Source organism: Bartonella sp. CM86QHHN (assembly GCF_042194695.1).
Classification (GTDB): domain Bacteria; phylum Pseudomonadota; class Alphaproteobacteria; order Rhizobiales; family Rhizobiaceae; genus Bartonella.
In genome coordinates, this window is sequence record NZ_JBHIND010000060.1 from 217,281 (window position 1) to 232,481 (window position 15,201).

The following is a 15,201-nucleotide window of genomic DNA, read 5'->3' on the forward strand; positions in this document are numbered from 1 at the left end:
GAAGAGAAAGTTTTTCATGGTGAATCTAAAACAGTTTAAATATCCTTTATTAAGTAAGCCAGAATTGGCAATATTTACTGCGACAATATTGTGGGGCGTTACATTTTTAGTCATTCACATTGCGGTACGCTATAGTGGTCCTCTGTTTTTTGTTGGATTTCGTTTTATTGTTGCATCTCTTATATGTGGGGTAATTTTTTGGCGCTCTATAAAAGGTATAACTGTTTATGAAGTTTTCGCTGGGATGGCGATAGGTTTAGCCATGTTTTTTGGTTATGCTTTTCAAGCAGCTGGACTTCAAACAATTATTAGTAGTCAGTCAGCTTTTATCACAGCGCTTTATGTACCGATGGTTCCAATCTTGCAATGGATTGTTTTTAAAAAACCTCCCCGTTTAGCTTGTTGGATTGGTATTATTTTCGCTTTTATTGGGCTTGTATTTATTTCAGGACAAAAGCCGGGAAATTTTGATTTTTCAAAAGGCGAAATTTTAACTTTGTTAGGCGCTTTAGCGATTGCTGGAGAAGTCATACTCATCGGAATTTTTGCGAACAAGGTTGATAGTCGGCGTGTAACCATTATTCAGTTATTTTTTAGTGGTTTTTTTTCATTTGCTTGTATGCCTTTGATGGGTGAAAGCATCCCTGAATTTTCGTGGGTGTGGTTTAATATTGGTATAGGATTGGCATTAATGAGTGCCATCATTCAATTAGCTATGAATTGGGCACAAAAGTCTATTTCCCCTACGCGTGCGACACTCATTTACGCAGGTGAACCGGTATGGGCTGGTATTGTTGGGCGTTTGGCTGGCGAACATTTATCTCCCTTAGCTTTATTGGGCGGTTTGCTTATTCTGATTGGGATAATTGTGGCTGAATTACAACCTTCACAATGGCGTAAAAAAAATAAAGCAATTAAAAAAATTGATTAGCTATACATTTTTTTATTATGATTTTATTACATGAGATTTTTGCTTGTAGAGTTTTCATTTTTGGAGCTTTTTTAATACTAAGATGATTAAGAAGTTCTATAAATTATTCCAGCTTTTGCATGCCAAAGTGGAGAAATAGTATGCTTCTATCTGTTTGTCAGATTTCTGAACCGGGCAGACAACCTTCATTGAGCCAAAGCATGAGGTGATATAAAGGTAAAAATTAACGCTCATCTTTAAATTCGGCTTTAACAACTTTCAAAAACATCTACGGTAATGTTTTTGAATAATGAAAATTACGCACTGTCGCACGTTATTTCTTTTGTCCTTTAATAGAGTTACGCTTCTCACGCAAAATAGAACGCCCAAAGTATCCCCATAACGTTGTACATTAAAGCGTTTTTTAAAAGATAATTTTCTCAATATACATCATATTCATTGACGGTTTGCATGAAGTATAGAAAAACCACAGAGCATCATCATTTTACTTAAAATAAAAGGCACGAGCATTTTCTTTATCTGTTCTCAATATTACGATAGCTTTTGGCATTTGAAAGAGAGAGGTATTTTTACTCATTTCTTAAACGTTTTTATCCATACACTAGCTCTGTTTTATAATGGGGGAGCAAAAAATTTATTGATTCATTATGAGAAGATTTAAAATGAGAGAAGCTCGCGATATTCAGAGCTTTAATTTAAATTGCAAAACAATAAACGATCATTATAAATCAATGCGTTATCCAATGAATCGAAGAGGATTTGTGTGTTTTATATTTAATGAAGGAAGGGAGGAGTTGTATAAAAAGGACATAAAAACTTTGTTCAATAAAGCCTATTTCTAAAGTTTTAAAAATTAAGAAGAAACTCCCTCGATATTCATGTTATCTTATATAAGATTGCTAAAAAAGAAGATTATTGCGTACAAATAAAAAAGCATTTCTTGCGAATTTATTGCAAGCCTAAATGATATACACGCCCATCATATAAATATGATAATACATTGATTTATAATTATAATATATCATTATTCACATTGAGTTAGAACCCTGAATACTGTAAAACTTTCTCACTTCAAATCATTTTCATGTTAAATCAATCCAAATCACTTTCTTACACATCACAAGTGGGTGGGGGCATGTGGGTAAAGACTGTACAAGAAAGGCATATCCCTTATAAACTTTTTCAAGTGTAAAGGATCGTCGCAATATTGGAGATTGGCAAAGTGTGTGATGGTGCTAGCTTACTACAGCATATGAGTTATCAAATAAGATGTGAAAGGATCATTTTAGCACCCTTGGATTTAATTTAGCAAACAAAAGCCTCATTTTTTAGGCTATAAAAAGTTGTGTTTTGAGAAGCTTTTTAGGTTTATATTCTTTTGATAGAAGCCGGAGCATAATTGGTCTTTGCGTTTTGTATTATTCTTTGCTAAATCGCCTTATATGACAATAGATCGTAATTATATTCGTAATTTTTCCATAGTGGCGCATATTGATCACGGCAAATCCACTTTAGCTGATCGTTTGATTCAAATAACAGGTGGGCTTGATACACGTGAGATGAAAGAACAAGTACTCGATTCCATGGATATTGAGCGTGAACGTGGAATTACTATTAAAGCACAGACGGTACGTTTACACTATAAGGCAAAGAATGGTGAAACCTATATTTTAAATCTTATGGATACACCAGGTCATGTGGATTTTGCTTATGAGGTTTCGCGTTCACTGGCAGCTTGTGAAGGTTCTCTGTTGGTGGTGGATGCAAGCCAAGGCGTAGAGGCGCAGACGTTAGCAAATGTTTATCAAGCCATTGATAATTCCCATGAGTTGGTTGTTGTTCTCAATAAAGTTGATCTTCCAGCAGCAGAACCTGAGCGTGTTAAAGAACAAATTGAAGATGTGATAGGCATTGATACATCTCAAGCAGTAGAAATATCAGCAAAAACAGGTTTGGGTGTTCCTGATGTTCTGGAGGCAATTGTTGCACAATTACCACCTCCACATACAGGCGATGTTGCAAATCCCTTGAAAGCAATGTTGGTTGATAGCTGGTATGACGCATATCTTGGTGTCATTGTTTTGGTACGGGTGATAGATGGTATTTTAAAAAAAGGCCAAACCATTCGTATGATGGGTACAGGTGCAAAATATCCAGTTGAGCGCGTTGGGGTTTTTACACCTAAAATGGTACAGGTTGATGAATTAGGACCAGGCGAGATTGGTTTTATCACTGCTTCTATCAAAGAGGTAGCAGATACACGGGTTGGGGATACGATTACTGAAGAGCGTCGTCCTTGTGAAAATGCTTTGCCTGGTTTTAAGCCGGCGCAACCGGTTGTCTTTTGTGGACTTTTTCCAATTGATGCTGCCGATTTTGATGATTTGCGTGCAGCCATGGGCAAATTACGCTTAAATGATGCGAGTTTTTCTTTTGAAATGGAAACATCTGCGGCTTTGGGGTTTGGTTTTCGCTGTGGTTTTTTGGGACTTCTGCATCTTGAAATTATTCAAGAGCGATTAGAGCGTGAGTTTAATTTGGATTTAATTGCGACAGCACCTTCAGTTGTTTATCGCATGAATATGAATGATGGTTCTGTTAAAGAGTTGCACAATCCAGCGGATATGCCTGATGTGGTTAAAATTTCTTCCATAGAAGAACCATGGATTCGAGCGACAATCATGACTCCTGATAATTATCTTGGGTCAATTTTAGAGCTATGCCAAGAGCGGCGTGGGGTACAGGTTGGTTTGTCCTATGTTGGAACCCGTGCTATGGTAACGTATGATTTACCACTGAATGAAGTTGTTTTTGATTTTTATGATCGGCTAAAATCGATTTCAAAGGGTTATGCTTCTTTTGATTATCAAATGACAGATTATGCAGAAGGTGATTTAGTTAAAATGTCTATTTTGGTGAATGGAGAGCCTATTGATGCATTATCGATGCTTGTTCACCGCACGATTGCAGAAAAGCGCGGGCGTTCAATGTGTGAAAAACTGAAAGATCTTATTCCTCAGCATATGTTTCAGATTCCAGTTCAAGCGGCTATTGGTGGTAAAGTTATAGCGCGCGAAACGATTCGTGCTTTGCGTAAAGATGTAACAGCGAAATGTTACGGGGGTGATGTTACGCGTAAGCGCAAACTTTTGGAAAAGCAAAAAGAAGGCAAAAAGCGGATGCGCCAATTTGGAAAAGTAGAAATTCCACAATCGGCATTTATTCAAGCGCTCAAAATGAACAAATAATGAAAAAAGGGGTATTTTCTCTCATTGATTGCGCTTTTGCTTTTGTCGATTGGTTCAGGTGTTTAAAGAACACTTTTAAATAGAATTGCGTCGTGCTTCATGTTCTTGTGTATTGCATAATGGTATCACTTTCTCACGTAAAACAGAATGCTTTAAACAAAATACATTTATGTTGCATATTGGCGTGCTCGTTTTCGTAAATCATCACTCAATACATCAAACTCCATTTCACAACGGGGGCTATGAAAAATATAACGTAAAATACACTGTGAATGATATAAAATCCATTTGGCATTACCGCTTTTACGCGTCAGAAAGGTGCAAAGCGCACCTATCATACTCTTTTTCAGCTCAAAATATTATGACAGTCCTTATCACTTGAGAGAATTCATTAAAGGTATTTCACTCTTTTCTTGAAGTGTTTCTTACCCACATACCAACTGTGTTTGTAACGAGCAAGGAAATGATAGTGATTGATTCACTATGAAAGGATTTGAAATGAGAGAATCCTTGTATTCGAGGTTATTATTCAAGTTAAAAAACGATGAAATATTATTATGAATTAATCTTGTGTCTAAGAACGTAAAAGATCATTAATAGATGTTTTTTCTCGTGTTTTTTGATCAACGCGTTTTACAATAACAGCACAATAAAGGTTTGGGCCTGCTTCACCATTTGGTAAAGGTTTTCCAGGGAGAGAACCTGGTACAACCACTGAATAGGCTGGTACTTCACCAATAAAAATTTCACCTGTTGTACGATCAATAATCTTTGTTGATTTTCCAATAAAGACTCCCATTCCCAAAACAGCACCTTCACGGATAATACAGCCTTCAACAATTTCAGAGCGAGCACCGATAAAGCAATGATCTTCAATGATTGTTGGATTTGCTTGCAGTGGTTCTAAAACACCTCCAATACCAACACCGCCAGAAAGATGGACATGTTTACCAATTTGTGCACAAGAACCAACGGTGGTCCATGTATCAACCATTGTGCCCTCATCGATAAAAGCACCAAGATTGACAAAGGATGGCATCAATATAACATTGGGTGCAATGTAAGCAGAATGACGTACAATGGCTCCAGGAACGGAACGGAAATCAGCACTTTTAAAATCTGCCTCTTGCCAACCAGAGAATTTTGAAGGAACTTTATCCCACCAATGTGTCCCATTGATTCCACCAGTAATAATTTGCATAGGATTAAGCCGAAAAGAGAGTAAAACCGCTTTTTTCAACCATTGATGAACATGCCATTGTCCATTTTTTTGTCGTTCTGCAACACGGATTTCACCTTTATCAAGAAGGTTCAATGCATGTTCAACACTCTCACGTATTTCGCCTTTTGTGGTAGTATCGATAGAATCGCGATCGTCAAAAGCTTGTTCGATAATAATTTCAAGTTGTGTGATATGGGTCATGACGAGAGTTCCGTTAAACAAGTTGAAAGCTTCAAGATTTATTCTCTATGAACTACGCGAAGAAATGTGTTCAGTCAATAAAACGATGAGGAAGTAGGACAGGTGCATGAAAAAAAGCTGTAAAGAAAAAAGAAAAAGGGAGCAAGAAAACTGGACGCCACTTCTCCATACGAAGGATGCTCTACAACAGATCCATAAAGTCTCTAATTCAGCACAGGTGCGTTCGCCTACTTATCGTTTAGCCTATATCGATCAAGATTTTATGATGCGTCCAGAGCTGCGTTCACAACGTATTAGTCTTGAATTTTTAAAGCCGGAAATAACCCTTAAAGAATATGATATTCAATCAACAGTTGTTTTGTTTGGTGGTGCGCGTATTCCTGAACCTGGGCAAGCAGCGTGGGCTGCAAAAAATGAAATACAAAAGAAAAATTTGCATGCTATGTCACATTATTACGATGAAGCAAGAGAGTTTGCACGTTTGTGCTCACTCTATTCTGCTACGACAGAATATCGTGAATTTGTGGTTGTTACGGGGGGCGGACCAGGAATCATGGAGGCGGGAAATCGTGGTGCTTGTGATGTTGGTGCCCCAACGATTGGCTTGAATATTATTTTACCACATGAGCAAGAGCCTAATTCGTATGTGTCGCCGCATTTATGTTTCAATTTTCATTATTTGGGGATGCGCAAAATGCATTTTTTAGTACGAGCGAAAGCATTAGCCATTTTCCCTGGCGGATTTGGAACTCTGGATGAACTGTTTGAGACGTTAACTTTAGTACAGACGGGGCGTATGAAACAGGTACCAATTTTATTGTTTGGCAAAGAATTTTGGAGCAATACTGTCAATTTTGAGTATCTGTCTGCACAAGGTACAATTTCTCCTACTGATATTAATTTTGTGAAATTTGTTAATACAGCAGCAGAAGCTTTTGAAGAAATTCGTTCTTTTTATAAACTGCCTTAACGACTTTTGAGATGCTCACTCTTGAAGGATAATTAATACTCTACTTTGGTTAAATAAAGTCCTGAGGGGGGGGCAACAACACCACAACGTTTACGATCTTTAGCATGAAGAGCTGTTTCGAGATCTTGAGCTGTCCAACGTCCAATACCCACTTCCATGAGGCTTCCTGCGAATGAACGGATTTGATGATGAAGAAAAGAACGAGCTTGTGCATAAAGGAAAATTTCTTCACCTTCTCTTTGAATATCGAGACGTTCAAGGGTGCGAATAGGGCTTTTGGCTTGGCAATGTGCTGAACGGAAAGTTGTAAAATCATGTTGTCCTACAAGCTTTTGCGCAGCTTCATGCATGGCTTCAGCATGAAGAGGTTTTGGTATCCACCACACGCGTTTGGCATTTAAAGCTGGTGGAGAGCGACGATTAAGTATTTTAAAAAGATAATGGCGTTTTACAGCGGAAAATCGTGCATCAAAGTCATCAGGGACATTTTCTACATTTAAGATTGAAATCGCCTCTCCCTGTTTACGTAAAAGAGCATTGAGCGCGTCACGCACAGTATGGGAGAGCCAGTTTTTTTCAAAATCAACATGCGCAACTTGTCCCGTAGCATGTACGCCCGCATCGGTTCTTCCTGCTGTTGTTATGGTCAATTGTTGTCCACTAAAGCAAAAAATTGCTTGTTCAAGAGCTCCTTGTATCGTGTGAAGTTTTGCTTGACGCTGCCAACCAGCATAATTTGAACCATCATATTCAAGAGTGAGTTTAAAACGTGGCATCTTAAAAAACAGCAGAAATATGAGCACCTCGCAAAAAGGTTGCGCACTCAAGAATTTTACCGCCAGATCTTTGGAGAGAGGTTATTTCTATCCGTCCTTGCCCACAATGGATAATCAAAGAATCTGGTTCTATCCGTCCAATTTCAAGAGAAGGACCTGTTGTTAAACGACTATCAAGAATTTTTACACGTTCTTCTCGTCCACCGATATTCATATTGCACCAGCAACTAGGAGAGGGAGAGAGCGCGCGAATATGCCTATGAATAAACTCTGCAGGTTTTGTCCAATCTATGCGGGTCTCTTCTTTTCTAATTTTGGCGGCATAGGTGATGCCTTCTTCTGATTGTGGGGTCAGTTTAAGTTGTCCTTTTTCAAGAGTGGATAAAGTCTCTACCATAAGTTCTGCGCCAATATGTGAAAGTCTGTTTGAAAGCTCAGCAGTGGTGGTGTTATCAGTAATGGGGATGGAGCGAGAAAGAGCGATAGGCCCCGTATCAAGTCCTTCATCCATTTTCATGATCATGATACCTGTTTCTTTATCACCAGCCATAATTGCTCGTTGAATAGGCGCAGCACCACGCCAACGTGGTAAGAGTGAAGCGTGGGCATTAAAACAACCAAAACGTGGCGTTTCGAGAATAGCTTTGGGTAAAAGGAGTCCATAAGCCACCACAATAGCAGCATCAACAGAAAGTGCTGCAAATTGCTCCTGTTGTTCGATTGTTTTGAGTGTTTGAGGCGTGAAGACAGGAATGGATTTTTCTTTTGCTACGGTGTGAACAGCGGAGGGGATTAATTTAAGTCCTCGACGTCCTGCTGGACGAGGGGGTTGACTATAAACAGCAACAACATCATGACCTGCATCCAATAAAGCATGTAAAATAGGAACAGAAAAATCTGGTGTTCCCATAAAACTTAATCGTAAAGCCATTACAAAACTGCTTCCTGCATGTTTTTTTCTTTTGCGCGTTTTTTAAATTTTCGTATCACCATATCGCGTTTGATCTTTGAAATGTAATCAATAAAAAGGCGCCCATCTAAATGATCAATTTCATGCTGCAAGCAAGTTGCTAAGAGATCGTCTGCTTCAATTTCTGTTTGTTTTCTTTCACGGTTCTGATAGCGAACACGAAGGCGTTTAGGACGTTCAACCTCTGCAAAATAATCAGGAATAGAAAGACAACCTTCTTTGTAAATATTACGCTCATCTGAAAGCCATAAAATTTCAGGGTTGATAATAACAAGTGGTTTTTTCTGCTCATCTTCAGAATTTCCAGAGACATCTATAACCAACATACGTAGCGGTATACCAATTTGAATAGCAGCAAGACCAACGCCTTTAGCATTATACATGGTTTCCAACATGTCATCCGCAAGTTTTTGGAGAGCTGAATCGACCTGCTCAACAGGTTTGGACACTTCCCGTAAAATCGGATCAGGTAAAGTAACTAAAGATCTCATTGGCATAAGTAGAGATTAATCAATGGTTTGTTATTGGTCAATATTGAATAACGGATTCTTGCGTTTTTTTACAATAAGAGCGTTATATTACAATTTATGTTTGATTCGTTTTTTTCCATACTTGCTGGTGATTTTTTTTCTAAACTAATGCTTTTGCTTTTATTTATACTTGTCTGTTTGGCATTTTTTATGTTGATACATTCTTATCGAAAAAAAGCATTTTTGGAAAATGAAATTGCTGAACGCGCACGTGAGGCACAAATGCAGATGGCTACCTTGCTGAAAACACAAGCTGAAATGCAAGGACGAATGCAAACGATGGCGGAAATTTTTGGTCAACGGCAGGCTGAATTGAATAAATCACTCAGTGAGCAACTCAATGGGATGACAACAAGCTTAGGCCAAACACTTCAGGTACAGACCAAATCCACTTATGAAAATTTGAATCGTTTGCAAGAGCGTTTAGCAGTGATTGATGCAGCACAAAATAATATTCAATCGCTTACGGGACAAGTTGTTCAGTTGCAGTCCATTTTAAGCAATAAGCAGACGCGTGGTACTTTCGGTCAAGGGCGGATGGAAGCAATTATTGCCGATGCCTTACCAACAAATGCCTATGCATTTCAGGCTGTTCTTTCTAATGGAAAGCGCCCAGATTGTCTCATTCATATGCCCAATAAAGCTCCTTCTCTTGTTGTTGATGCTAAATTTCCTCTGGAAGCTTGGAATGCTATGCGTAAGGCAGAATCAGCGCAAGAGCGTCAAGAGGCAGAACGCCAATTTCGTACCGATATGGAAGTTCATATTCGTGATATTGCACAAAAATATTTGATTCCTGGAGAAACCCATGATACTGCTTTCCTTTTTGTGCCATCTGAATCGATTTTCGCAACAATTTATGAGGACTTTGAGGCATTGGTACAAAAATCCAATAGAGCCCATGTGATTATTGTTTCACCATCTTTGTTGATGCTCTCTGTCCAAGTGGTACAAACCATTATGAAAGATGCGCGGATGCGTGAACAAGCGCATTTAATTCAATCAGAAGTAGCAAAATTGATGGAAGATTTTGGACGAATGGATACGCGTGTTCGCGCACTACAGAAGCACTTTTACAAAGCAGGTGAAGATATAGAGGGAATTTTAATATCATCTTCCAAAATTATGAAACGGGCAAATCGCATTGAAACTGTCGAATTAAAAGAAAATTACTCTGAACCAACAAAAATGACAACATTGGCTCAGTCGCAAACATTGCGTTTTGCTGATGAGGAATAAAGCAAAGCAAGCTTCTTAAATATTACAAGTTAGATCATGTTCTTTATTGATTGGTAATCATTTTTTAGTATCTCTATCTTGTTTTATTTCTTAAACGAGAGGAATAGGAATATGCGACACCTTTTGTTTTTAGGGGCACTGGTGTTTTTGCTAGGGGGCTGTGCAACAACCACTCCCACTCACACAAACAATGCTTGCGCTATTTTAGCACAAAAAAATGGTTTTTTTGACAATTGGGGTAAGGTGTCTCAAAGAGCGGAAATGCGCTATGGAATTCCTATGCCTATTATTCTTGCAACCATTAAGATGGAATCGAGCTTTCGTCACAATGCACGTCCTCCACGCAAAAAACTACTTGGTTTTATCCCATGGAAGCGTCGGTCGACAGCTTATGGTTATGCTCAAGCGCTTGATAGTACATGGGCAATGTATCTTCGCTCTACAGGAAAGTCTTTTGCATGGCGTACGAATTTCGCAGATGCTGCTGATTTTGTTGCTTGGTATCATAGCCAAAGTGTTCAACGCAATGGGGTGAGGTTTGATGATGCATATAGCCTTTATTTAAATTATCATATGGGACATGGTGCTTATGCGCGTAGTGGCGGGCATGTCACTGTTGCACTTTCACAGGTAGCACAGCGCATGGCGAGAATATCGAAGCTCTATGAACAGCAATTAAAGAGATGTGGATGGCATTAGGGAAGATTTTTGAAAATCTCAATCAGGGAATTGATGGGATAAAATTATTCGAAAGCAAAATTCCGCATGATATGATAAAATAGTGTCGTTTTCCGATCGTTCAATGAAATAAATTGTTATTTTTTAGAATAAACTCAAGCAACAGAAAGTTTTTGCAATACACAATATATTTGAAGATACTCTCGACATTTTTACCTCCTTTGTTAAAAAAATTTATAATAGAAACTATCTTCTATTTAGCGCTGGCATTTCGCATTGGGCTAAGTGCCAGAGATTATTGAAGAAAAATTTTAAAATATAATATCATTTTTTATTTTCATTATGCGTATTACTGGCTGATTATTATATGAATATTTTCTTTGTTAAGCGTATAAAATAGCAATTAAAACAAATGCAATTCGGGCCTCATAAAAAGGGTAAAATATTCAATATAAAAAAACGAGAAATGCATTAAACGAAAAAACGTTGTTTTGTATAAAGAGGGCGCTACAGTCTTCAAAAAAACTAAGTGTATTTAGTATTGTATGAAATAAAACATAGTCGTCCATCCAGTTCATCTTAATTGAAAGAAGTTATCTTATTGTATTGTAAAAACACTCCCGTTTATAGGATGATAAGGTATATGCAACTTTACACACAATGAATATTCAGGGTAGGGAATATTCAGAGAAAGATTTGTAACGCCTATGAAGTAACAAGTCAGTCTCCAATGTTGTGATAGCTTTTGCATTTGAGAATATTTATGAGAAGCATTTTTATTCTTTTTCTTAAATGGTTTAAGCATATTGATTTATAAAGATAATATATCGTTATTCATATTAAAGTAAGAATCTCGAATGGCGTAGGGTTTTATCGTTTCAGATCTCTTGAGGTTGAATCAATAAAACCATTGGCTTGCACATAACAAGCACAATGGGTATGTGGATAAAAACTGTGAAAGAAAAGACTAAAAATGTTTTTTTATGAACATACATTCTCAAATGTAAGAATTATCCGTAACATTGGGAATTAGCACATATAATGATAGCACCACTTTGCTCTTACACCTCGACCTTGTTTATGACGTGCAAGGAAAAAAATTAATTGATTCAATATATTATTTAAGTGTTAATATACCTTAGTATTGAGCAGGTATACGCTACTCAAGGTGGATAATTTTTAATTGGCAGAACATCTGATCAGGCTAAAAATACTCGAAAAAAGTTCTGTTTTGCAATAATTGAAAAGTATATTTTAATATTTTATTCTCTACTCTTTGTTTAAGTACTTCATATCTTTTAAAAAGATACCGGTAACCAACATATTATGATATTTGTGGAAATATTGTGGTAAAGGAAATTCAAATTTTATCCTTTAAGACAAGGCGTAAGTTAAACAGCTCATTTTCTATTTCTTTGCAAAGCATAAAAAAATTATCTACTTTCACGGTTGCGACAGTAAATTTTATAATCCAACAAATGATTAAAAATGTATTATAATATCATTAAGATGCAAGGAACAGGCGCTATTGGAATGATAATTAAATAGCACATAAACCTTTTAAATTGATGCACACATCTTTTATTACATGCACACATCTTTTATTATAATTGATTCCCTTGATAGAACAGTTGGTCCTTTTGGTGGAGCTAAGCGGGATCGAACCGCTGACCTCTTGCATGCCATGCAAGCGCTCTCCCAGCTGAGCTATAGCCCCTATAAAAACAAATTGTCCCAAAAAGACAGTATACAATTCCAGCTTTTCTAGAACGATCAAAATTGAAGATCAAGAAGAATTTACATTCAATGGAAAAGATGTCCTCTTTTACTTCTTTTAAGCATCGTCATCATTAGAAACACCGCCTCCGAGAATATCAGTAACGTCATCATCTTCATCGTCACCATCATGAGACAAAAATGTATCATCATCATCACCAAGATCTACATCACTATCTTCTAAATCAGGAAGATCGTCATCTTTAGAATCCACATCATCATCTTCAAGAAGCATAAAAGCAGATTTTTCAAGTGCTGTATCAAGCTCTTCAGTATCAACTTCTTCCTCATTATTTGCTTCAGCTGCTGCAACTTCAAAGTAAGAACGCGGATAAGAAATTCCTGTATAGGGCGACACAATAGGATCGCGATTTAGATCGTAAAATTTTTTTCCTGTTTCTGGATCAACACGTTTAGTTCCAAGTTCTTGTTTTGCCATAAACCGTGCCTCTTTGATTAACTATTATTCCATTAAAAGATAAATTTTATGGTGCTTAATCGAAAAATAATACCTTTGTCAAAGATAAATACACTGTTCCACAGTGATTTTTTCATGACGTCTTTTAAAGCATGTGCTAAAGGATGCACAATTTCATAAAAGTTAGATAGAATTAAATAGAATTTCCATGCAAAAAGCAATCCCTATAACCACCTATAAATCAAGTAGTCTCTCTGGAAAAATTCAAATACCAGGAGATAAATCAATCTCTCATCGCTCTCTTATATTGGGAGGATTAGCAAGTGGTGAGACATATATTCATGGATTACTTGAAAGCGCTGATGTACTCAATACAGCTGCTGCTATGCAAGCTATGGGTGCCTGTATTATTAAAAAAGAAGACTTCTGGATCATACGAGGAACAGGGAATGGTTGCCTTTTAGCTGCACAAAAACCTTTAGACTTTGGAAACGCTGGAACAGGTGCTCGTTTGGTTATGGGAATGGTTGGTCCGTATCATATGAAAACAACCTTTATTGGTGATGCTTCTCTCTCTAAACGTCCAATGGGACGTATCCTTGATCCACTGCGTCTCATGGGGGTTGAAATTGAGGCAACGCGCGACGATCACCTTCCTTTAACGCTTTATGGTCCGAAAATGGCTAATCCGATTCGTTACCGTGTTCCAATAGCTTCCTCCCAAATTAAATCAGCAATCCTGCTTGCTGGACTCAATACCGCCGGCACTACAACTGTTATTGAACCAGTTCTGACACGAGATCATACGGAAAAAATGTTAAAAGCATTCGGTGCGCAACTTGAAATAGAAAAAGATAACGAAGGTGCGCGTTTGATTCATCTTAATGGTCAACCCCATCTTACTGGACAAACGATTCATATTCCGGGTGATCCTTCTTCTGCTGCTTTTCCAATTATCGCAGCCCTTCTTATAGAAGACTCTGATATCACCATTGAAAATGTTTTGATAAATAACTCTCGAATAGGACTTATCGAAACATTGTGGGAAATGGGTGCTCAAATTGAATTTTTGAACCGACGTCAAACAGGTGGAGAGGATGTTGCTGATCTACGGATAAAATCATCGGTCCTTAGAGGCGTTACGGTGCCCAAAGAACGTGCTCCATCGATGATAGATGAATATCCTGCTTTGGCAGTAGCAGCAGCCTTTGCAGAAGGCAAAACAGTGATGCTAGGAATTGAAGAATTGCGTGTAAAAGAATCGGATCGATTGTCTGCTGTTGCTCAAGGATTAAAAATTAATTGCGTAGACTGTGAAGAAGGTCAAGATTTTCTTATTGTTTATGGAAAAGGTTCTGCCAAAGGTTTGGGGGGTGGGTATGTTGCCACACATCTTGATCATCGAATTGCTATGTGTTTTCTCATTTTTGGGCTTATATCAGAAAAACCTGTTACCATTGATGATAAACGAATGATCGCTACGAGCTTTCCAGAATTTATTCCTTTTATAAAACAACTTGGGGGAAAAATCGCTTGAAGCCTTTTGTTATCGCCATTGATGGACCTGCTGCCTCAGGCAAAGGAACCTTAGCACGCAAAATTGCTGCACATTATCGCCTTCGTCATCTCGATACTGGTCTTACTTATCGTAGTGTTGCTCATACGCTTTTACAACAAAATTTAGCTCTTAATGATGAAAAAAATGCTATTATTTATGCTAAAGAACTTGATTTTAATACCTTAAATCCTTCTCTTCTTTCTTCTCATGAACTTGGTGAAGCGGCTTCAAAAATAGCAATTAACCCTGCTGTACGCAAAATTCTTGTCGAAAAACAACGCAACTTTGCTAAAGTTTTGCCCGGCTGTGTGCTTGATGGGCGTGATATCGGAACGATTGTTTGTCCTGATGCCGATATCAAGTTTTATATTCTAGCCAATGTTCAAACACGCGCCAAACGCCGCTACCAAGAGATTTTAAAAAAAGGTGTTCAAGCAAATTATCATGAAATCCTAGCTCAACTTGAACAGCGCGACAGTCGCGATATAACGCGCAAACAAAGTCCACTAAAACCAGCAAAAAACGCCCACTTGCTTGATACGTCAGAATTGAGTATAGAAGCAACATTTGAAATTGCATGCAGTTTTGTTGATCCAATCATAAAAATGCATATAATTGGATAAATTCGTTAAGGTAACTTCCAGCCTAGCGCTAACTTTTTTCCTTTATTCAAGGAAAAGGCTA

At 37.7% G+C, this 15,201-nt stretch carries 12 protein-coding genes and 1 tRNA gene; 7 read left to right on the forward strand and 6 right to left on the reverse strand.

The genetic code is table 11. The features are described from left to right. The first annotated feature begins 16 nt into the window (after positions 1-16). Both ACFIKX_RS06770 and lepA read left to right on the forward strand, forming a co-directional pair. Positions 17-931, forward strand: coding sequence for a DMT family transporter (locus tag ACFIKX_RS06770; protein WP_273790236.1), 915 nt, complete (start codon positions 17-19; stop codon positions 929-931). A gap of 1,442 nt (positions 932-2,373) precedes the next feature. After that, entirely contained in the window at positions 2,374-4,179 is a 1,806-nt protein-coding gene (lepA, locus tag ACFIKX_RS06775; protein ID WP_375611467.1) for a translation elongation factor 4, read from the forward strand. 574 nt (positions 4,180-4,753) lie between these two features. On the opposite strand, the gene dapD is transcribed toward lepA, so the two are convergent. Beyond that, positions 4,754-5,602 (reverse strand): 2,3,4,5-tetrahydropyridine-2,6-dicarboxylate N-succinyltransferase, encoded by an 849-nt coding sequence (gene dapD, locus ACFIKX_RS06780; protein WP_375611393.1) that lies wholly within the window; start codon positions 5,600-5,602, stop codon positions 4,754-4,756. 106 nt (positions 5,603-5,708) lie between these two features. On the opposite strand from dapD, the gene ACFIKX_RS06785 reads away from it, so the two are divergent. Further along, positions 5,709-6,572: an LOG family protein gene (locus ACFIKX_RS06785; protein WP_375628480.1), complete on the forward strand. Its 864-nt coding sequence runs from the start codon at positions 5,709-5,711 to the stop codon at positions 6,570-6,572. A gap of 32 nt (positions 6,573-6,604) precedes the next feature. Here ACFIKX_RS06785 and truA read toward each other — a convergent pair whose 3' ends face one another. Genes truA through def form a run of 3 tightly spaced genes read right to left on the reverse strand, consistent with a single transcriptional unit; the run spans position 6,605 to position 8,815 of the window. After that, entirely contained in the window at positions 6,605-7,348 is a 744-nt protein-coding gene (gene truA, locus ACFIKX_RS06790) for a tRNA pseudouridine(38-40) synthase TruA (protein WP_375612809.1), read from the reverse strand. A gap of 1 nt (position 7,349) precedes the next feature. Then, positions 7,350-8,279 carry a methionyl-tRNA formyltransferase gene (gene fmt, locus ACFIKX_RS06795; RefSeq protein WP_375620855.1) on the reverse strand — a complete coding sequence of 310 codons (930 nt, stop codon included), beginning with the start codon at positions 8,277-8,279 and terminating at the stop codon, positions 7,350-7,352. Beyond that, positions 8,279-8,815, reverse strand: a complete 537-nt coding sequence (def, locus tag ACFIKX_RS06800) for a peptide deformylase (protein ID WP_375628478.1) — start codon at positions 8,813-8,815, stop codon at positions 8,279-8,281. The genes fmt and def overlap by 1 nt, the downstream gene beginning before the upstream one ends. A 90-nt stretch (positions 8,816-8,905) precedes the next feature. Between def and ACFIKX_RS06805 the strand changes: the two genes are divergently transcribed. Both ACFIKX_RS06805 and ACFIKX_RS06810 read left to right on the forward strand, forming a co-directional pair. Next, entirely contained in the window at positions 8,906-10,087 is a 1,182-nt protein-coding gene (locus ACFIKX_RS06805; protein ID WP_375628476.1) for a DNA recombination protein RmuC, read from the forward strand. 111 nt (positions 10,088-10,198) lie between these two features. Further along, on the forward strand, positions 10,199-10,786 hold the full coding sequence (locus tag ACFIKX_RS06810; protein ID WP_375628474.1) for a hypothetical protein: 588 nt from the start codon (positions 10,199-10,201) through the stop codon (positions 10,784-10,786). A gap of 1,620 nt (positions 10,787-12,406) precedes the next feature. Here the strand turns inward: ACFIKX_RS06810 and ACFIKX_RS06815 are convergent. Continuing rightward, positions 12,407-12,482, reverse strand: a tRNA-Ala gene (locus ACFIKX_RS06815). Between the two features lie 117 nt (positions 12,483-12,599). Beyond that, complete coding sequence (locus tag ACFIKX_RS06820) at positions 12,600-12,980, reverse strand: TIGR02300 family protein (RefSeq protein ID WP_375611400.1); 381 nt, start codon at positions 12,978-12,980, stop codon at positions 12,600-12,602. A 187-nt stretch (positions 12,981-13,167) separates the two neighbouring features. On the opposite strand from ACFIKX_RS06820, the gene aroA reads away from it, so the two are divergent. Continuing rightward, positions 13,168-14,496: a 3-phosphoshikimate 1-carboxyvinyltransferase gene (gene aroA, locus ACFIKX_RS06825; protein WP_375628471.1), complete on the forward strand. Its 1,329-nt coding sequence runs from the start codon at positions 13,168-13,170 to the stop codon at positions 14,494-14,496. Continuing rightward, on the forward strand, positions 14,493-15,140 hold the full coding sequence (gene cmk / locus ACFIKX_RS06830; RefSeq protein ID WP_375611402.1) for a (d)CMP kinase: 648 nt from the start codon (positions 14,493-14,495) through the stop codon (positions 15,138-15,140). The genes aroA and cmk overlap by 4 nt, the downstream gene beginning before the upstream one ends. The last annotated feature ends 61 nt before the right edge of the window (positions 15,141-15,201 follow it).

Bases quoted from the DNA above. Each gene is read 5' to 3' on its own strand.
- ACFIKX_RS06770 (WP_273790236.1), top strand. From the start codon at position 17: ATGGTGAATCTAAAACAGTTTAAATATCCTTTATTAAGTAAGCCAGAA.
- lepA (WP_375611467.1), top strand. From the start codon at position 2,374: ATGACAATAGATCGTAATTATATTCGTAATTTTTCCATAGTGGCGCAT.
- dapD (WP_375611393.1), bottom strand. From the start codon at position 5,602: ATGACCCATATCACACAACTTGAAATTATTATCGAACAAGCTTTTGAC.
- ACFIKX_RS06785 (WP_375628480.1), top strand. From the start codon at position 5,709: ATGAAAAAAAGCTGTAAAGAAAAAAGAAAAAGGGAGCAAGAAAACTGG.
- truA (WP_375612809.1), bottom strand. From the start codon at position 7,348: ATGCCACGTTTTAAACTCACTCTTGAATATGATGGTTCAAATTATGCT.
- fmt (WP_375620855.1), bottom strand. From the start codon at position 8,279: ATGGCTTTACGATTAAGTTTTATGGGAACACCAGATTTTTCTGTTCCT.
- def (WP_375628478.1), bottom strand. From the start codon at position 8,815: ATGCCAATGAGATCTTTAGTTACTTTACCTGATCCGATTTTACGGGAA.
- ACFIKX_RS06805 (WP_375628476.1), top strand. From the start codon at position 8,906: ATGTTTGATTCGTTTTTTTCCATACTTGCTGGTGATTTTTTTTCTAAA.
- ACFIKX_RS06810 (WP_375628474.1), top strand. From the start codon at position 10,199: ATGCGACACCTTTTGTTTTTAGGGGCACTGGTGTTTTTGCTAGGGGGC.
- ACFIKX_RS06820 (WP_375611400.1), bottom strand. From the start codon at position 12,980: ATGGCAAAACAAGAACTTGGAACTAAACGTGTTGATCCAGAAACAGGA.
- aroA (WP_375628471.1), top strand. From the start codon at position 13,168: ATGCAAAAAGCAATCCCTATAACCACCTATAAATCAAGTAGTCTCTCT.